This is a genomic window from Pseudomonas sp. 5.2, from assembly GCF_059025405.1.
Genome location: NZ_JBYBHH010000005.1, coordinates 301,135 through 318,872, shown reverse-complemented (window position 1 = coordinate 318,872; position 17,738 = coordinate 301,135). Strand labels below are relative to the sequence as shown.

The 17,738-nt window shown below is 63.0% G+C and carries 20 protein-coding genes and 1 pseudogene; 9 read left to right on the top strand and 12 right to left on the bottom strand.

Translation table 11 applies throughout. The features are described from left to right. Window positions 1-3: 3 nt before the first annotated feature. The 10 genes from AC5PZ0_RS10710 to AC5PZ0_RS10665 all read right to left on the bottom strand — a co-directional run bounded on the left by AC5PZ0_RS10710 (window position 4) and on the right by AC5PZ0_RS10665 (window position 9,736). Window positions 4-615: an HAD family hydrolase gene (locus AC5PZ0_RS10710; RefSeq protein ID WP_274883392.1), complete on the bottom strand. Its 612-nt coding sequence runs from the start codon at window positions 613-615 to the stop codon at window positions 4-6. After that, the gene (locus tag AC5PZ0_RS10705) at window positions 612-1,400 is read right to left on the bottom strand and encodes a GntR family transcriptional regulator (protein WP_085273773.1); all 789 of its coding nucleotides are present in this window, start codon (window positions 1,398-1,400) and stop codon (window positions 612-614) included. Before AC5PZ0_RS10705 ends, AC5PZ0_RS10710 begins: the two co-directional genes overlap by 4 nt. Continuing rightward, window positions 1,397-1,993 (bottom strand): nicotinamide riboside transporter PnuC, encoded by a 597-nt coding sequence (gene pnuC / locus AC5PZ0_RS10700; protein WP_099429583.1) that lies wholly within the window; start codon window positions 1,991-1,993, stop codon window positions 1,397-1,399. The genes AC5PZ0_RS10705 and pnuC overlap by 4 nt, the downstream gene beginning before the upstream one ends. Window positions 1,994-2,012: 19 nt before the next feature. Further along, window positions 2,013-2,846: a 5'-nucleotidase, lipoprotein e(P4) family gene (locus AC5PZ0_RS10695; RefSeq protein ID WP_493854880.1), complete on the bottom strand. Its 834-nt coding sequence runs from the start codon at window positions 2,844-2,846 to the stop codon at window positions 2,013-2,015. A 9-nt stretch (window positions 2,847-2,855) separates the two neighbouring features. Beyond that, entirely contained in the window at window positions 2,856-5,021 is a 2,166-nt protein-coding gene (locus tag AC5PZ0_RS10690) for a TonB-dependent siderophore receptor (RefSeq protein WP_493854879.1), read from the bottom strand. 120 nt (window positions 5,022-5,141) lie between these two features. Continuing rightward, window positions 5,142-6,020, bottom strand: a complete 879-nt coding sequence (locus AC5PZ0_RS10685) for a sulfurtransferase (protein ID WP_493854878.1) — start codon at window positions 6,018-6,020, stop codon at window positions 5,142-5,144. A gap of 11 nt (window positions 6,021-6,031) precedes the next feature. Beyond that, on the bottom strand, window positions 6,032-7,180 hold the full coding sequence (locus AC5PZ0_RS10680; protein WP_493854877.1) for a phosphotransferase enzyme family protein: 1,149 nt from the start codon (window positions 7,178-7,180) through the stop codon (window positions 6,032-6,034). Continuing rightward, window positions 7,177-8,097, bottom strand: coding sequence for an ABC transporter substrate-binding protein (locus AC5PZ0_RS10675; RefSeq protein WP_493854876.1), 921 nt, complete (start codon window positions 8,095-8,097; stop codon window positions 7,177-7,179). The genes AC5PZ0_RS10680 and AC5PZ0_RS10675 overlap by 4 nt, the downstream gene beginning before the upstream one ends. Window positions 8,098-8,247: 150 nt before the next feature. Continuing rightward, a complete protein-coding gene (locus tag AC5PZ0_RS10670; RefSeq protein WP_099429577.1) occupies window positions 8,248-8,712 on the bottom strand; it encodes a PA2171 family ribosome-binding persister protein in 465 nt (154 codons plus the stop codon). Window positions 8,713-8,878: 166 nt separating this feature from the next. Then, window positions 8,879-9,736 carry an SDR family oxidoreductase gene (locus AC5PZ0_RS10665; RefSeq protein ID WP_493854875.1) on the bottom strand — a complete coding sequence of 286 codons (858 nt, stop codon included), beginning with the start codon at window positions 9,734-9,736 and terminating at the stop codon, window positions 8,879-8,881. Window positions 9,737-9,921: 185 nt separating this feature from the next. Here AC5PZ0_RS10665 and AC5PZ0_RS10660 point away from each other — a divergent pair, with 185 nt between their 5' ends. Beyond that, window positions 9,922-10,446, top strand: a complete 525-nt coding sequence (locus AC5PZ0_RS10660; protein WP_027596487.1) for a hypothetical protein — start codon at window positions 9,922-9,924, stop codon at window positions 10,444-10,446. Between the two features lie 38 nt (window positions 10,447-10,484). Here AC5PZ0_RS10660 and AC5PZ0_RS10655 read toward each other — a convergent pair whose 3' ends face one another. Next, window positions 10,485-11,813: an SDR family oxidoreductase gene (locus AC5PZ0_RS10655; protein WP_493854874.1), complete on the bottom strand. Its 1,329-nt coding sequence runs from the start codon at window positions 11,811-11,813 to the stop codon at window positions 10,485-10,487. 224 nt (window positions 11,814-12,037) lie between these two features. Here AC5PZ0_RS10655 and AC5PZ0_RS10650 point away from each other — a divergent pair, with 224 nt between their 5' ends. From AC5PZ0_RS10650 to AC5PZ0_RS10630, 5 genes are read left to right on the top strand one after another with little or no spacing between them, the layout of a single operon-like run. Next, window positions 12,038-12,574, top strand: coding sequence for a chalcone isomerase family protein (locus tag AC5PZ0_RS10650; protein ID WP_265968154.1), 537 nt, complete (start codon window positions 12,038-12,040; stop codon window positions 12,572-12,574). A 2-nt stretch (window positions 12,575-12,576) separates the two neighbouring features. Beyond that, window positions 12,577-13,113, top strand: coding sequence for a DUF3833 domain-containing protein (locus tag AC5PZ0_RS10645; protein ID WP_265968085.1), 537 nt, complete (start codon window positions 12,577-12,579; stop codon window positions 13,111-13,113). Beyond that, the gene (locus tag AC5PZ0_RS10640; RefSeq protein ID WP_099429573.1) at window positions 13,110-13,415 is read left to right on the top strand and encodes a DUF6482 family protein; all 306 of its coding nucleotides are present in this window, start codon (window positions 13,110-13,112) and stop codon (window positions 13,413-13,415) included. Before AC5PZ0_RS10645 ends, AC5PZ0_RS10640 begins: the two co-directional genes overlap by 4 nt. Next, complete coding sequence (locus AC5PZ0_RS10635) at window positions 13,409-14,950, top strand: cryptochrome/photolyase family protein (protein ID WP_493854873.1); 1,542 nt, start codon at window positions 13,409-13,411, stop codon at window positions 14,948-14,950. The genes AC5PZ0_RS10640 and AC5PZ0_RS10635 overlap by 7 nt, the downstream gene beginning before the upstream one ends. Continuing rightward, entirely contained in the window at window positions 14,947-15,096 is a 150-nt protein-coding gene (locus AC5PZ0_RS10630) for a DUF2256 domain-containing protein (RefSeq protein WP_186676319.1), read from the top strand. Before AC5PZ0_RS10635 ends, AC5PZ0_RS10630 begins: the two co-directional genes overlap by 4 nt. Here the strand turns inward: AC5PZ0_RS10630 and AC5PZ0_RS10625 are convergent. Then, window positions 15,067-15,555 (bottom strand): DUF2878 domain-containing protein, encoded by a 489-nt coding sequence (locus AC5PZ0_RS10625; RefSeq protein WP_493854872.1) that lies wholly within the window; start codon window positions 15,553-15,555, stop codon window positions 15,067-15,069. The genes AC5PZ0_RS10630 and AC5PZ0_RS10625 overlap by 30 nt on opposite strands. Window positions 15,556-15,906: 351 nt before the next feature. On the opposite strand from AC5PZ0_RS10625, the gene AC5PZ0_RS10620 reads away from it, so the two are divergent. The 3 genes and pseudogenes from AC5PZ0_RS10620 to AC5PZ0_RS10610 all read left to right on the top strand — a co-directional run. Next, the gene (locus tag AC5PZ0_RS10620) at window positions 15,907-16,200 is read left to right on the top strand and encodes a hypothetical protein (RefSeq protein ID WP_454243599.1); all 294 of its coding nucleotides are present in this window, start codon (window positions 15,907-15,909) and stop codon (window positions 16,198-16,200) included. Beyond that, window positions 16,197-16,919, top strand: a complete 723-nt coding sequence (locus AC5PZ0_RS10615) for a DUF72 domain-containing protein (protein WP_099429570.1) — start codon at window positions 16,197-16,199, stop codon at window positions 16,917-16,919. The genes AC5PZ0_RS10620 and AC5PZ0_RS10615 overlap by 4 nt, the downstream gene beginning before the upstream one ends. A 140-nt stretch (window positions 16,920-17,059) precedes the next feature. Then, window positions 17,060-17,413, top strand: a pseudogene (locus AC5PZ0_RS10610) (OprD family outer membrane porin); the annotation flags it as partial. Between the last annotated feature and the right edge of the window lie 325 nt (window positions 17,414-17,738).

Here is a 17,738-nt window from a genome sequence, read left to right as displayed (position 1 = left end):
CATCTAAGGCGCGCTCAGCCGTCTTATGTCCACCACCGGCAGCCCACCGCGCCGCGCTGCCTCCAGGCCTTGCTCGCTGTCCTCGAACACCAGGCAGCGAGCAGGCGGCAGCCCCAGTCGCCGGGCGGCCTCTAGAGGGATAGCAGGATCAGGCTTGGCCTTGCCGACATCGTCGATGGTCACAATGGCGCCGAACAGCTCGACCAAACCCAGTGCGGCCAGTGAGTTCAAGACAATCTCGCGTGATCCACTGGATGCCACCGCCATGGGCTTCACCCCGGCAAACCGCCTGGCGATGGCAGTTACTTGGCTGATCTCACGCACATGCCGGGAAAGGTTGGCCAGGTAGTGCTGGCGCATCGTCGCCACCACCTTGGGGCGATCCAGCGTGACCTGGTGGCTCTGTTCGAAATGCGTCATCAATTGCGTCTCGCAGAGCCCGCAGCGGGCGGCGTGCCATGCGCTGTCCATGCCCTTGCCAGACGCAGCGAAGCCCGCGCGCCAGGCGCTGGCGTAGGCGGGCAGGCTGTCGATCAGGGTGCCGTCGCAGTCGAAAATCAGGCCTTCGGCGGCCAGCAAGCGTGTTTCCAGTGGGGTGTCGAGTGGGTGTTTCATAACGCTTCGACCTGGCCGGGGTAGCGGGTTTGCAGCACCACGGCGAGGGCGTCCGGGCGCCAGAATTCCTGGTCGAACTCCACGGGCTGGCCGCGCTCGCCGAAGCTCAGGCGTTCCAGGTAGAAACTGCTCGAGCCTGGAGAGACTTGCAGCAGGTCGGCTTGAAAGTCGTTCATCGTCTCAGGGTGCATGCACAACTCGCTGCGCGACTGCACGCGGCCGAAACGTTCGCGCAGCAGGGCGGTCAGCGAGGTGTTGAGGTCGGCGTCGAGCAACGCGGGGCACCAGTCGGCGACCAGCACATTGCACTCGAGCAGCACCGGGCGTTGGTCCACGTAGCGACGGCGCTGCAGGTAGAACACCGGCTCCTCCGCATGCTCCAGGCCCATGCGCTTGGCCAGCCAGGCCCCGGCCGGGCGGCGCTCGGCGTGCAAGCACTCGGTGCGTGGCGTGCGGCCTTGAGTGGCGACGTACTCCATGAAGCCTGTGATGCCGGTCGGGTCGTAGCGGATGCGTGGGGGGCTGACGTACCAGCCGCGGCGGTCCTGGCGGTAGATGACGCCGTCGGTTTCCAGCAATTGCAGTGCCTGGCGCAGGGTCACCCGCGTGCAACCGAAACGCTCGGCCAGGTCGCGCTCTGCGGGCAGCTTGCTGTCGGCGGGCAGGCAGCCTTTGGCCAGGTCACTGGCCAGTTGATCGCGGATACGCAAGTAATGGGGCTGGCTGGCGCGCCAAGTGGCCTGTGGCTGCGACTCGCTGACGAACGAGGTGCGAAACGGGTTCATGGCAATACCTCGGCGCCTGCAGGCAGGGGCTGTTGCTGGGCCAGCAGTTCGTTGCGCCAGGCCAGCAGGCCGTAGGCGGCCAATACCACGAAGCCGGCGTACAGGGCCGCCGTGAGTTGCAGGTCCTTGAACAGGAACAGCCCGACGTAGGCGCTGTCGAGCACGATCCACAGCCCCCAGCTGGCGACGTATTTGCGTGCCGCCCAGAAGCTGGCCACCAGGCTGAGCGAACTCAGCAGCGCGTCGATCCACGGCGCCGAGGCATCGGTGTAGCGCTGCATGACGGCGCCAAGCAGTACTGCGCCAGCAAGCCCCGCCGCCAGGCTGACGATGGCCTCGCGGCGCGGCAGGCGTTGCACGCCGACCTTGCCGGCGACGCTGTAACCCTGGCTCCAGCGCCACCAGCCGTAACCTTGCAGCACGGCGAAGACCAGTTGCAGCAGCATGTCGCAATACAGCTTCACGTCGAAGAATATCCAGGCGTAGAGCAGCACGGCGACCACGCTTACCGGCCAGCACCAGCGAATACGTTGGGTGGTCAGCCACACGCCGAGGATGTTGAACAGCACGGCGATGATTTCTAACGTTGACATGGGCGCCTCCTCGGCAGCGTCAGTACTGGGGCTTCAAGACCTTGTGCCTGAAGGCGCGCTTCTGTTGTTCCGACAACTCCTCGCGCCCCTGGTACGGCGCGCTGTACCAGCCGCCATAGGTGGGGTTGGGCAGCAGGAACCAGCGTTCACCCAGCCAGGCGAAGTAGGGGCGGGCCGCGTCGAGCTGGGCCTGCAGGCTGCCGCGGGTGGCCATGAAATCACCGAAACTGTCGCCCAGCTGCATCAGCACCCGCGCCTGGGTCCCCACCCAATGACGGCGGCAGGTCTTGTCCGAACCGCTGGCCTGGCAACCGCCTATGGCGGTGCCGGCGGTGAGGATCTGGGCGCTGCTGTCGATGGGGAAGCCGGCGCGGCGCAGGTTTTCCAGGGTTGCCTGCTCCTGGCCTGGCGCTCGGTTGGTCAGGTAGTACGGCGTGATACCACGGCGCGCGGCGGCCTGCAGGAAGTCCACTGCGCCGGGCAGGGCAGGGGCCTTGGCGCGATCGACCCACTGGTACCAGGCGTCGTAGTCATAGGGGCGGTCATTGATGATCGAACGGGCGTTGAGCGGGACGTTATCCAGCAGGGTTTCGTCGATGTCGATGATCAGCGCCGGTGGCAAGCCGTGTAGCGCGCGCGGTGCGTGTGCCAGCGCATCCCAGGCGGGGTCGGCCAAGGCCCTATCGAGGTGCTGGGTGGCACTGGCATACACCTGGCGGAACAGCAGGTCGTGTTCCACCGACGTCTGGGTCCAGAGCACTGCATCGAGTTGGTCGTTAGCGGGCGGGTGCTGCTGGCAACCGGTGAGCAGCGTTGCCAGCAGGGTGGCGATCAGCGAGACGGACCGGGTCATGGCGATTCCTCAGAAATTCACGGTGGCGGACAGGCGAGCGGTGCGCGGCGCACCCTGGAACAGGTAGCCATCCCCCATGTATTCGCCCACATCACGCCAGTAGCGTTTGTCGAAGAGGTTGTCCACGGTCAGGCGCACTACGGTTTCGTAGCCCTCCAGGTCCAGGGTGTAGCGCGCCCCAGCATCGAACACCGTGTACCCGTCGACCTTCACATTGCCGGCCTGGCTTGCATACTTGCTGGCGCTGTAGCGCAGGCCGCCGAGCAGGGCCAGGCCCTTGATGCTGGCGACACTGTAGTCGGCGTGCAGGCTGGCGCGCACGTTCGGCACGTTGATCGCCTGGTGCCCTTCGTAGCTGTCAGTGCCGCTGTCCTCGACCCGGGCGCGGATGGCCGCGGCACTGGCCGACACCTGCAACTGTTCGGTCAGGTGCCCGCTGGCGGACAGTTCGAGGCCGATGTTTTCCTGGTCGCCTTGCTGCACGTAGGTGAAGCTGCCGTCGCCATTGGGGCGTGAATACTGGTAGGCCTTGCTGATGCGAAACAGCGCGGCGCCGAGGCTCAAGCCCTGCCAGTCACGCTTGGCACCTACCTCCAGTTGCCGTGAAACCGTGGGCGGCAGGATCTCGTCGGCATTGGTGGTGAACCACGCCGCTTCGCCGCCCAGTGACAGGCCTTTGCTGTAGCTGGTGTACAGCGAGATGTCCGGGCGCGGTTTGTAGATCAATGCCACGTTGGGCAGGAACTCCGAGCGTTGGGTATGGCGCGTGGTGTTGCCGTCGATATCGAAGGTTTTTTCGTCCAGGCGCACCTGGCGGCCGCCCAGAATGGTCTGCCAGTGTTCGCCGTAGCTCAGCCGGTCGCTGAAGAACAGCCCGTACTGGCGGCTGTCCAGGCGCCGATAGGTGTGGCCCAGCGGTTCGCTGGTCGGCGCAAAGTCGGGTACCGGCTGGTAGATGTTGGCGGTGCCCACCCATTCGTTGACCGAGTCGCGGCGGTCGACGATACGGCGCAGGGCGCTGCTGCCGACGGTCAGCTCATGCTGCAAAGGGCCGCTGTCGAAGCGCCCGCTCAGTGCCGCCTGAAGCTCGTCGTTGCGGCGGGTATCGTCGGGGTTGCGGAAGTCGTAGACATCGTAGTCGCCCTCGGGGCTGAAGTAGTTGGGCACGGCGGAGCTGGCGCAGCTCGGGGCGCCATAGCAGCCCCAGGCGAAGGCGCTGTAGTCGTCGATCACCACCCGGCTGCGCGAAGCGCTCAAGTTGGCGCTCCAGTTGTCGTCGAAGCGGTACTCGAAGCGGCTGCCAAGGTTGAGCGAATCGATACCCACCGGTTTCGACCAGCGCTGGTCGGCCAGGCGGTCCTTGGGGTCGATGCCGCTGGGCACCACGCTACCGCCGAGTAGCTGATAGCCCGGCACCGAGCGCTGTTCGCGGGTCTGGTACTCGGCATCCAGCTGCAGCAGGGCGGCATCGCTGAGGTTCCAGTCCACGGCCAGGGAGGCGAAATCGCGTTTGCCGTCCGAGTTGTCCACGTAGGAGCGGATGTCTTCGTGGGCGAAGTTGGCGCGCACGCCCAGGCGCTGCTCGCTGTCCAGCCAGCCGCCAAGGTCGGTGGCCACATAGCGCTCGCCTGATTCGTTGCTCGCGACGGTGACTGAACGTACGTTCTGCGGGCGCTTGGTGACGTAGTTGACCAGCCCGCCCGGCTCGGAAACGCCACTTTGCAACCCGGAAAGGCCTTTGAGCAGCTCGACCTGCTGTTTGTTTTCCAGCGCGACGTTCTGCTCGCCGGTGATGGTGCTGCCGTTGATCTTGTAGCTGTTGGCGGCGCTGAGGGAAAACCCGCGAACCACGAAGTTTTCGTAGTAACCGATCGGCGCATAGCTTTCGCCGGTCGAGGCGTCGTTGCTGAGCACTTCGCTGAGCAGCCTGGCCTGGCGGTCCTTGAGCAGTTGCTCGGTGAACACCGCAACCGAGGCCGGGGTATCGAGCAGTGGCGCCTCGCCCAGCCCCCCCACCGAGGCTGAGGAGGCTTGGTAGCTGTTGGTCTGTGCGCCCGTCACGGTGATGGCCTCCAGCAGTGTGCTGTCTGCCCAGGCCAGGGCCGGGTTCAATGACAGGCTCAGCAGCCCCAGCGCAAGGCCGTGACGGTGATGAAAAGACAAAGATGAAGCCATGAACGAACTCCTGGGTGACCAGCGGTGTGGCACCGAAAATCGGGTAAACCTGTGCTCGCGATGCCGCGCCTATGCAGCGGCGACAGCATCGTTGAGCGGGCGCTTGAAGGGGGTGTAACTTCAGGCCGGCGTTGCTCCGGTGGTCATTGGTAATGCAGGGTCAGCTGCCCATTCCTGCAGCGAGCCGTCATAGATCGAAACGCCCTGGCGCCCCAGGCGCGTCAGGGCCAGGGCAGTGGCGGCCGCGGAAATACCGCCGCCACAGTAGAGGACCAGTGGCTGCGTGCCTTCGACCAATGCTGGGCCGAGTGCGCGGGCCAATGCGTCGGGCGCCAGGTAGCGGCCCTGCTCGTCGAACAGTTGCCGCGCCGGTCGGTTGAGGCTGCCGGGGATATGGCCGCGTCGGGCATAGCGGGTCACCGCGCTGCCCTCGAACAGCCCCTTGGACAGCGCACACACCAGCGTGCCTGGCGCTTGTCCATCGAGTACGGCCAGCACGTCTTCGCGGTTTGCCCAGTACCCTGGATGGACGGTGAGCGACACTGGCAAACCCGCTACACCAGGCTGAGCTTGCTCGCCGCGGGCCAAGGGCAGGTTGGCTTGGCGCCAGGCCTTCAGGCCGCCGTCGAGCACCGACGCGGCCACGCCCAGGCTACGCAGCATCCACCACAGGCGTGCGGCCCAAAAACCCTCATGCCGGTCGTAGACCACGATGTGCCGTGCCTCGGCGATGCCCAGGCGTGCCAGCGCCGCGGCTGCCTCCGTCGGCGAAGGCAGGGCGAAGCTGTAGCTCGCTGCGGTGTCGGCCAGCTCGCGCGTCAAGTCGGCATGCCGCGCCGTCGGGATGTGTTCGGCCAGCCAGGCCGCATGGCCACTGGCGACGCGGTAGTCGCCATCGAACTGGGCGGCGGCCAGTTCCACACTGGCGTCGAGCACCACCAGGCCCGGCTGTTGCAGGGCGTGGTGCAAGGCGTTGGGTGAAATGAGGATGTCGGGCATAGGGGCTCCTGTCAGCGCGCGCGTGCGATGCGGTGCAGATGATCGAGCAGGCGGGTGCCTTCGCTGTCGCCAAACCATTGGCCATGGCCGATCAAGAAATTGTGGTAGGCGATGTCGGCGTTGCTCCGGGATCCGACGATGCCTTGGAAGTAGTCGATTTCGGCGAGGGCGAAATCCACATGGGCCAATGGCAGCAGCGCTTTGAGCGTGAGCAGGTCGGCCTGTGTCAGGGGCCGCTGGCTGTGGTAACCGGCCAGCAGTGCATCCACGGCGTCGAGGTCGGCGGCGGCGCGCCCGCCTGCATCGAGTTCAAGCCAGGGAATGCAATTGCGTTCTACCGCAGTGGCCAGGTCGAATACGGCGAAAGTTCGGTCACTCAGGCCGAAATCAAGGACGCTGCGCACCTGCGTGGCGTCAGCCGATTCGTCCCACAGCAGGTTGGAGGCGTGCCAGTCGTTGTGGGTCCACAGCGCCGGTTGATGCTGCAGCAGGGGCAGCAGGGCGCGGTGATGGGGCAGGTAGAGTTCGCTCAGGGCCTGCTGCCAGTGTTTGTCTGCGAGGTAGTGTGCCAGTGCGGGCTGCTGCGCCAAGGCCGTTTCGATGGACGACAGCGGCGCGTGGTGGCTGAAGAACCGCAGGTTGGCAATCAATACGGGCGTGCGTCGGGCGCCCGCAGTGAAGCCTTCGGCGGCCAGGTGCAGGCGAGCAAGGGCAACGCCCGCCGCATGGGCGTGCTGCAGGCTGAGGAAGGGTGTCCACGACAGCGCGTCACGGTACAGGTCGTGGCCCTGCGCGCAGGGCAGCACCTCGTAAGTCCAATCACCCAGGGCCACCACGCTGTCGCCGTTGCGGTCGAGCAACGGGGTAACAACGGGCGCGCCACGCTGTTCAAGGTGCTGAACGAAGCGGTGCTCCTCCAGCAGCCAGGCGGGCTGGCGGACACTGCGGTGGTGGCGTTTGACGAACAGCTCCCCCTGTTCCGTGCGCACCTGCGCGGCAGCCGAGAAGGGGCGGGGGCTGTGCCAGTGCAGCGGGCCCACGGCGCCAAGCCGCGGGAAGTGGCTCAGTACCGCTTCCACATCCACCTGAGTCAGCGCGGGCCAGTCGGCTTCTACCGGCTGCACGCCCATGCCATGGGCCATGCGCAAGGGCTCGTTCATGCCTGTGGCTCCGGCAGGTAACGGTTGCTGGTGGCACCACGCCAAGCGTCGTCGTCGGCCAGTACGCCGTGGTGGTGCAGCCACTGGGCGTAGGGGGCGATCAATTCTTCGCGTTGCTGGCCCCAGCGCTGCTCATGCAGCCAAGTGGGTGCGATGTGCTGTAGCGATTGGCTGAGCAGCGCCCTCGGAAAGTAAGGGGTGGCGGCCTCATAGGCGCCCAACGCGCTTTGCGGGTCAGCGGCCGCCGCGCGAAAGCCACGCTCGGTGGCGGCGAGAAAGGCGCGGGCGATCTCGGGGTTTTCCTCGAACCAGCGTTGCTGCCCGCCAAGCAGGTAGCTGTGATAACGCGGTGCGCCAATGTCATCGACTGGCCAGACCACACGTCGCTCGGCCGCAACCGGGCTGTCCATCAAGGCTTCCCAGGCCCAGTAGCCGCCAAAACTGGCGTCGGCAATGCCTGCCGCCAGGTCCTCCGGGCGCAGTTCGCGCACTTTGCTGTCGACGATGATCACGGCATCCGGGTCGCCGCCATCGGCGGCCACCAGATGGCGCACCATGGCCAGGCCACGGGGCGTGGGGTTGAGCGCCAGGCGTTTGCCTGCGAGGTCCCTGGGGCGGCGAATGCCGAAGTCGGTGAGGGTCTGGATCGATTCAAGGCCCCGATGGTTGATGGCCGCGACACCCAGCAGCGGCTGGCCGAGGCTGCGCCTGACCAGCAAGCGATTGCTGGGAAATACGCCGACATCCGCATCGCCTTTGAGCAGGTGCTCCAACGTGTCGCCATGGAAGGGGTCGGGCACTACCAGTTGCACCGACAAGCCGGCGTCCTGATACCACCCGCGCTCCCTTGCGACGTAGAACCCTGCCGAATTTGGCCAAGGGTGGAAATACTCCAGCATTACCCGTACAGCGTTCATCCTTTCGTGCTCCTTGGTGCCCTCGGGGCTCAGGGAGCAGATTTAACGGGTAGACATCTGGTATATACCAATATCGTTCGGTGCTATTTTTATTCCTTCAGGTAATAAATTGGCCTGCTTTAATTTCTTTTTTGCTGTGGCGCATTGGGTTTATGCAGCCCGTCGTTCGCCCTTGAGCATTTTTCTGTGCGCCTCCATGGCAACGCCCATCTCTTCCAGCTGATCTTTGCCCAGCAGCTTTTTCGCAGTGGGGAACAGCTCGCCTTCCTCTTCTTCGATGTGATGTTCAAGCAGCTCTTTCATCACCTTCACCCGCCCGGCAAATTCGAGGGTGCCGGTTTCGGTATGAAGCAGATCAGGAAGCACCAGCGAATCCACGGTACGGTGTTCTTCCTTGGCTTCGTAATACATCTTCGCTTCTTCCTTGCCGCCGGCTTTCTTGATGGCCGGGTAGAGGATGTCCTCCTCCAGAGCAGTGTGGACTTGCAGCTCCTGCTCGATCCGGTGCAGCAGTTCGGCGCGCTTTTTCACGGCTCGCTCGGTGGTTGAAGACAATTCAGCCAGCAGCTTCTTCACCAATTTATGGTCTTGAATCAACAGGTCGATAGCGTTCATGCAGGCACCTCATGGCGGTCGGAGTAACACGGATTGCTGGGTACAAACTCTTCGGTTCTGTTGCGGTGGACGTGATGGGCGTGCGAATGGTTCAAGTCTTTACCGCATGGCTCGCAGCGCGCAGATGAAGCGTCGAGGCCTGCGACAGCAAGCCTTGTCATGGTCGTCAGAGGATCGGTTTGCCGCCCGTGACGCCGTAGCGTGAACCCGAGATATAACTGGCTTCATCAGAGCCCAGCAAAACGTAGATCGGCGCCACCTCGACCGGTTGCCCTGGCCGCCCCATAGGGTAGCCCGAGCCAAAGTTTCTGACGGCCTCATCCGGCATGGTGGCGGGGATCAACGGCGTCCAGATCGGGCCTGGCGCCACGCTGTTGACCCGGATGCCTTGCTTCGCCAGCAACTGGGCGAGGCCTGCAGTGAAGTTGGCAATGGCGCCTTTGGTGGCGGCGTAGGCCAACAGGCTGGGTGACGGGTCATCGGAGTTGACCGAGCTGGTATTGATGATCGATCCGCCCTTCGGCATTGACGGCAATGCCCGTTGGCAGATGCGGAAGATGGCGGTGATGTTGGTGTCGAACGTCTTCACCCACTCCTCATCGTCAATGTCATCCAGGCTTTCATGGGCCATCTGGAATGCGGCGTTGTTGACCAGGATGTCGATGCGACCGAACTGTTCCACGGTCTTGTCGACGATGGTGTAACAGTGCTGTTTGTGCGCCAGGTCACCGGGCAGCAGGAGGCACTGGCGGCCCGCGGCTTCGACCCAGCGCGCCGTTTCTTGCGCATCTTCGTGCTCATCCAGATAGGCGATGGCAACGTCCGCACCTTCACGCGCGTAGGCAATCGCAACGGCCCGACCGATGCCGCTGTCGGCGCCGGTGATCAAGGCGATTTTGCCTTCGAGCCGGTTGTGGCCTGTATAGGTCTGCTCACCGCAGTCCGGGTGCGGCTCCATCTTGCGCTGCGAACCGGGGACGCTTTGCGGTTGCGAGGGGAATGGCGGAGTAGGGTAGTCGCTCATGGTCGAAGCTCCTGCAGTTGAGAACGCTCATTACCGTTCGAACGGTGCGGGAAGCCAGTGTTGAAGTGGATGCTGGTTTTGAACGACGGACGGCCTGCCACCCACTTGCAATGAATTTTCGTTGAAGGGATCGCTCTATCGCTGATCAGCAGTGCGCTGCTCTCACCCCTTTCAGGAGCGCCCGAGTGCCTCGAATTATTACGCCCACCACCTCTGAGCATGAGATCGATCAGCAGAATGCGCGGATGTTCGGCACGCCCAAGGAACGCCTGGATTTCTATCGACGCGAAATCCAGTACGAGACCACTATCCTGGCCAACCGCACCGATGCGTATCTGGCCGCTCAGTCGTTCCTGGTCATCGCCTTCGTGTCTTCGATGAGCAACCTTAACCAGAGCTGGGGGGAAATGTTCACGTTGATCGTGCCGGCGTTTCTCGCCCTGCTCGGCGTGTTGAGCTCGTTGAATGCCTGGCCAGGCATCCGCGCGGCGTTCCGGATCATCGAGCACTGGCAGTTGAAGCAGAGCCACTTGCTGCGCAGTGAGCCGATGATGGGCCTGGCCTATGATGAATCGCCCTTGTTCTGCGAGGCTGAAACGTCCCGGGCCGGGCACCGGAAATCCTTGCTGTTCTCCCTTCGCACGCCTTGGATTTTTCTCGGGTTCTGGGTTTTGCTGGGCAGCTACTCGGTGTATATCCAGCTCGCGTGACGGGCGCGCTGCTGTGCGCAAATGACTGCCAGCAAACCCTAGCGGCGCCTGCGTTGCGAACGGGTGAAGACAAACCCGGCAATGACACCCAGCAGCGCCGCACCCACCCATAACGACGTTTTATCTTTCTGAGTTCTCCAGCCACCGTCCACACTTCGCCGGTCATCGGGTGGCTCGAACAGATTCCCGGAAGATATCGCCGCGCTAGGGCTGCGGTTCAAGCCCCAGCGCGTGAGCCACCCTGACAACTGAGGCAGCCCCGGTACCAGGTAGCTGGCCAGATGGGCGAGGCGAGCGGCAGCGCCGACAGTGGTGCGCGCGCTCGGGGAAATGGCGCAGGCTACCATGGCGTTTGCCACCCGTTCCGGGTCGTAGATCGGCCCTGGGGGTGTCAGCGCGTGGCCGGTGTAGTTGCCTGCGTCCCGCAAGCCTGGCGTGTCCATGACGGCCGGATAAAGATCACACACATGAATGTCGGGGAACTCCGTCAGCTCACCGCGCAGCGCTTCGGTCAGGCCACGCAGGCCGAACTTGCTCGCCGAGTAGGCTGCCGCATAGGGTTGGGCGATCCAGCTGCCAAGCGACAAGGTGTTGATCAGTATGCCGCTGCGCTGTGCCTTGAAGTAGGGAAGCACCACGTAAGCGCCGCGCAGATAACCGACCAGGTCGGTTTGAATCACCTGCTCATGTGCCTCTAGCGGTGTTTCGTCGAAGCTGCCCAACGCGCCAACCCCGGCGTTGTTGATCCAGATATCGATACGTCCATGGCCAAACTCGGCAGCTTGGGTGGCCAGGGCTGCCACTTGATCGCTGTGGGTGACGTCGGTTGTGATGGCGACAGCGTCCGTGCCGCAGTCGGTGCATTCATCCAGCACGTCGAACAACGCTTCCTCATCGCGTGCCGCGAGCACCAGGCGGGCACCTTTGCAGGCAAACGCATGCGCAGCCGCCCGGCCTATGCCGCTGGAGGCGCCGGTGATGACCACGACCTTTCCGCGCAATGGGCCTTTGATCGGCGTCGGGCTCATTGGCATGGAGTGCGCTGGGGCTGGTGAGTCTTCGCTGTCGTTAGACGGCAGTGTGGCACTGGCTTCTAGGGGGCAAAGCTCAAGGGTGGTTCCATCAGCCATTACCAGCTTCAAGCCCTCGATGGTGCCCGCTATCCGATCCGGAAAGACGGGTTCGCCTTCAGCATCCAGGCTGTCGTAGATGAACTGCGTGCCTTCGAGCCAGCCGACCGCAGTCAGCAGTTCGGGGCCGAGGTAATACTTGCCGTCTTGAAAGTACCCCGGGAACTGATGGGCGCGCTCGACGTTCTCCACGCAATAGCGCTCGCCTGGTTTCATACCTGTCGCTTGATCGATCATGGTGAAAACCCCTTTTTCTGAAAGCCGGCTGTGCAGCAGATATTGCAGTGAGTAAGCAGGGGAATCCGTTGGGCAGGACAAAGTTCAGAGCAAGCGTTTCAGCGGTTTTTTTTAGCGGCGGATGACCCGTGTTTACCGTCCTCATCAACGCTGTACAAGGGTTTGTTGAAACCTATACAAAAAGCTATTCTTGTACAGGATTTTCCCAATTGTTCGAGGTAAGCATGGTGCCTCCTGCGCGTTGGGCCAGCCTGTGCGTGCTGATGGTTGCGCTGTCGACCGTAGCCGCGGACTGGCGAGCCGAATTGCCAACGGCGCAACCGTTGGGTGCTGGCGATTTCACGTGGTTCGGCGTGCGCCTTTACAGCGCCCGGCTGTGGACAGTGGGGCCGGTTCAGGACTGGAACCAGCCCTTTGCCCTGGAACTGCGCTACCACCGATCGCTGTCCAAGGAGACGCTGGTAGACGCGAGCCTTGCGGAGATACGCCGCCTTAACGCCAACATCACGCCGCAGCAACGCGCAGCGTGGAGCAAGGCGCTTGAAGCGGCATTCGTGGATGTGCGCCCGGGTATGCGTATCACGGGTGTGTACCTGCCAGGGCAAGGGTCTCGCTTCTATGTCGATGGCGCACTCAGCCAGGTAATCGCCGACCCGGAATTTTCCCGAGCATTCTTCGCCATCTGGCTCGACCCACGGGCCAGGGACCCACAGCTGCGCCAGCGCCTGCTCGGGCTGGCGGGCAACGACCGAGGGACGTGAACATGTACAGAGCACTGTTACTGGTTGGCTGCCTGCTCCTCGGCAGTTGCGGCAATGTCGGTGTCGAGCACTACGCCAAGGAGCAGCCGAAACTCGACCTGGCGGCATTCTTCTCGCGACCGGTGCAAGCCTGGGGGATGTTCCAGAAGCGTTCCGGCGAGGTGGTGAAGCGCTTTCACGTGCGTATCGACAGCCGCCGCGACGGTGAGCGGCTGATCCTCGATGAGCATTTTCTTTACAGCGATGGCACGCGTCAGCAGCGAACCTGGACGCTGGTGCCGGAAGGTGCGGGCCGCTGGCGAGGAACAGCAGGTGACGTGATCGGCGAGGCCCATGGCGAATCGGCCGGTAATGCGCTGCGCTGGCGCTACCGGCTGGACCTGCCGGTAGACGGGGAGCATTGGCAGGTGGACCTGGACGACTGGATGTACCTGATGGATGACGACACCCTGATCAACCGCTCAAGCATGAGCAAACTGGGTGTGGAGATTGGGCAGATCACGCTGTTCTTCCGCCGCTTGCCAGAGGGCACACCATGAACCTGAATGCGCTCACTCAACGGGTTACGGCCGGTGAAGTAAAAGAGCTTGAACTGCTGTCGCTCGAAGGTGGCTTCTACATTCTCCGCGCACTGACCGGTGCCGGCCCGGTCACGTTGATTGATGATCGTGGTCAGCCCGTTCGCCTGCGCTCCACCACCGAGCTGCGCCACTTGCTGGCCGAGCTGCCACCGGTGCCGTGCATGCTGGTGCAGCAGGTGGTGCATGATGAAATGTGTGGGCAGCGTGACGGGCCTATCGCGCCGCTGCGGGTGCCTGTGACGCTGACAACCCAATGGTAGCCCGGCCCCCGCGGCTGGGGTTGGTGCTTGGTGACCAACTGTCGTTCGACCTGGCAAGCCTGGCGGCCCTGGACCCCACCCGCGACGCTATTCTGATGGCGGAAGTGGAGGGTGAGGCCCGCTACGTGCCGCATCATCCGCTGAAGATCATCCTCATCTTCAGTGCCATGCGGCATTTCGCAAAGGCGCTGCGGGAGCGGGGTTGGCAGGTGCACTATGTCGAGCTTAACGCTGCCGGCAACAGCGGTAGCATTGCGGGCGAGCTGCGTCGTTGGCAGCAGGCATTGGGCGCCACGCACATCCACCTGACAGAGTGCGGTGAATGGCGCCTGGAGCAGGCGCTGCGCGATGCGCAGCTGCCGCTTGTGTGGCACCGCGATACGCGCTTTTTGTGCTCGCGTGAAGCCTTCGCGCGGTGGGCGCAGGGGCGTAAGCAACTGCGCATGGAACATTTCTACCGCGGCATGCGCAAGCGTTGCGGGTTGCTGTTGGAGGCCGATGGCAGCCCCGCAGGCGGTGCCTGGAATTTTGATGGGGACAACCGCAAGCCGTTGCCGCGCCAGTTGCGAGGGCCGTTCGCTGCGCAGTTTGAGCCGGACGCGATCACGACAGCGGTAGTGGCCTTGGTTCGCCAGCGTTTCAGTGACCATTACGGGGCCGTGGACGGGTTCAACTACCCCGTGACCCATGAGCAGGCTCATCAGCTCTGGCAGCATTTTCTCGATTTCGGCCTGGCGGCGTTCGGTGACTTCCAGGACGCCATGGCAGAAGGCGAACCGTACCTGTTCCATGCGCGCATCAGCGCGGCACTCAACATTGGCCTTCTGGATGTGCGCTGCCTGTGCGACGACGTCGACAAGGCGTGGCGTGAGGGGCGGGTGCCGCTGAATGCCGCCGAAGGCTTCATCCGCCAGTTGATTGGCTGGCGCGAGTATGTGCACGGCATCTACTGGCTGCGAATGCCTGAGTATGCCGGGCTCAATCATCTGGGAAACCAGCGTGCCTTACCGGAATTCTACTGGACGGGCGCCACCCGCATGCGCTGCATGGCGCAAACCATCGGGCAGACGTTGCGCTTGGGTTACGCCCACCACATCCAGCGGCTGATGGTCACCGGTAATTTCGCCCTGTTGGCCGGCATCGCGCCAGACGCCATTTGCGAGTGGTATTTGGCCGTGTACATGGATGCCTTCGACTGGGTCGAACTGCCTAACACGCTGGGCATGGTCATGCATGCCGACGGTGGGTACCTGGGGTCGAAACCGTACTGTGCCAGTGGTCGTTACATCCAGCGGATGTCTGACCATTGCAGGGCATGCAGCTACAAGGTCGACCATGTGATCGAGGAGGATGCCTGCCCATTCAATGCCTTGTACTGGCATTTTCTGATGCGTCACCGCGCTCAGCTGTCGGCCAATCCACGCCTGGCCATGGTCTACCGTAACCTGGACGGCATGCCGCCTGGCCATCGCGAAGCGGTGTGGCAGCGTGGCCAGTCACTGCTGGCGCGGCTGGATGCTGGCGAGGTGGTATGAAAAAGAGCCTGCTGCCCAGCAAAACCTGCGTGGTATGTGGCCGACCCTTCAATTGGCGCAAGCGCTGGGCACGCTGCTGGGCCGAGGTGCGCTATTGCTCCGAACGCTGCCGCCGGTCAGCGCCGCGCCGCGATGCGCAGCAGTAATGGCAGGACCAGGGCCCACACCGGCATAAGCAACAAGCCGGTTTCAATCACACCCAGCGGCAGGCCGACCCCCGCCAACCTGGCGCCACCGACGTAGGCCAGTGGGGCGCCAAGGGCGCCCAGCAACGCGCCGCGCCAGTAAGACCGGCCGGCCCAGGCCAGGCTATGGCGAAGGCCGCTGGCCAGCACCCACCACAGCAATACCAGCCACATGGGCAGGGGCCACGTATCGAAGCTGAACACGCCCAGTGCCCCGAGCACGCTATCCAGCACGCAGCCGGCCAATGCGACACGCAACAATGCCTTGATTTCTGCCTTGTAGTCCGGGCAGAGCCACAGGTGTATGGCCAGGCCGAGCGGCACCAGCAGCAATAAGCCAGGGTAGCGAGCGCCCAGCACGCAAGCCCACCAACCGGCCTGCAACCAGAGTGCATTGGCGACCAGCCAGCTCCTGGGCATCATTCACCGGCCGGACAAAAATGGGCGTCGAGATTGCCCCTTTCAAGATTATTGAAGGGCTTGGCGAATGGCTGAAAAACGGACATGTTTGGCTCCAGGTGATCCTCAAGCAACAGTGAACTGTTGAAGGGATATAGCTCAAGCCTATGACTAAATTTGTACAAGTCAACGAAGTTGTACAGCTTTTTATCCAGTTCTGGCCTCACTCAACGGGTACGTAAGTGAGCGATTTCCGCTTGCAGTTCGCGAACCCGCTGTTCGGTGTTCATTTTGATACTGAATGACCGGCTGAGTGCTACGAAGGAACCTATTCCAGTGCTCGCGTCTCGATTATCAGAAGAGCATGGGGTGATGGAGATGAATGCGTTTACAAAGCCCGTCGGCGCAGAGCAGCGCCGTCTCGAAGCCATCACTCGTTGGTTTGTAACCTTCGATGACCAGGCAATTCGGCGCAACTGCCCCAGCAGTTACCACGAGGAACTGCTGCGCCAGGCCGATGAAATGGACCGGCTGGACCTGATCGATTGGGAGGCGTGGCGTGACCTGCGTCGCTTGGCCGATCAGTCTTTTATGATGGCGGTCGCGGGTGCGGATTATCATGCCTTCACGGTGACGCCCCTGCGGACCACGGCGCTTCCTGAATGATTCTCCTCGGTTGCGCCGGCTGGAGCTTGTCACGCCTTTACGGCAATGAGTTTGCTTCAGAGGGAAGCCAGTTGCAGCGTTACGCGGCACGCTTGAATGCGGTTGAGATCAACACGTCGTTTTACCGTCCTCATCGCCCAAAAACCTATGCCCGATGGGCTGAATCAGTACCTGAGGATTTTCGCTTTTCAGTCAAGCTGCCCAAGGCCGTCACGCATGAGCAGAGGTTGCAAGCGTGCGAGGGGCCGCTCGACAGGTTCCTTGATGAGTGCGGGCATCTGGGCGGTCGCCTCGGCTGCCTGCTGGTGCAGTTGCCACCTTCGTTGGCGTACGACGGTGCCGTGGCCTATCGATTTTTTGAGTCTGTGCGAAAGCGTTATGCAGGGTCGCTGGCCGTTGAACCCAGGCATCGGTCATGGTCGGCAGCTCAGCCGTTGCTTGTCGACTTTCAGGTCGCTCAGGTCGCTGCCAGCCCGGCGCGCTTTGGCGTGGATGCGCTGCCAGGAGGCTGGCCAGGGCTGGTCTACTGGCGTTTGCATGGCGAGCCGCAGATCTACCGCAGCGCCTATGGCAGCGAGTATCTGCAGCGCCTGGCGGCCCAGTTAAACGTTCGACGTGCTGCGGGGCTACCTACGTGGTGCGTGTTCGACAACACTGCAAACGGTGCCGCGTTGGGCGATGCCCTGGCTATGTCGGCCTATCTGCGCAATGACGCTTAGGCGCGCGGGCCAGTGCTGACCTTGTAACGTCGCTAGCGCAGTGCGTCGTATCCACAGACGGTGTCGAGCATGGACTGGCACCGTTCGGTAACATGGTCCAGCACTTACCGGCGTCTCTCCGACGGCAGCGGGCCTGGCCTTACCTGGATGGTTACGGCGGCGATGATTCTGGCGATTTCAGCTTTGCGGGTGCTGACTTTGCCATCAGCAAGCAACTGCGTGTGAGCTACTTCCACGGCCAGCTCGAGCACTTCTACCGCCAGGATTATGCAGGGCTGGTGCACGATCTACCCTTGGCCGGCGGGGTGTTCATCACCGACCTGCGCTACTTCAAGAGCCGTGACAGCGGAGCTGCTTATGGCGGCAAGATCGACAACGACATGTTCAGCGGGCAGGTGTCGTATTCCCACTCCGGGCACACCGTCGGTGCCGGTTACCAGATGCTAGATGGCGATGCCGGGCTGCCCTACATCAGCGGTGCGACGGTTTACTCAGGGCCGCCAAATAGGCGATGAACGAGTAACCCATCGCCATCGGCTATTTCAGTTAACTGCCGGAACCTGAGCCTGATCCGCTACCGGCCGAGCCGCTGCTTCCACTGCCCGAGCCTGTGCCGCTATCACCAGAGCCATTACCGCCGGTTCCCGAGCCACTGTTGGTACCGTCACCTCCGGTGTTGTCCGTCCCATTGTCATCAGTACCGCCATCACCGGTACCCATGCTATCGCCTGGTGTTCCGGAGCCCGTCGCATCGCCTTGGCCGTCCATGTGCCCATTGTCATGGGATTGTGTGCCCGGGGCGCGCTGATCGTTCAGGTC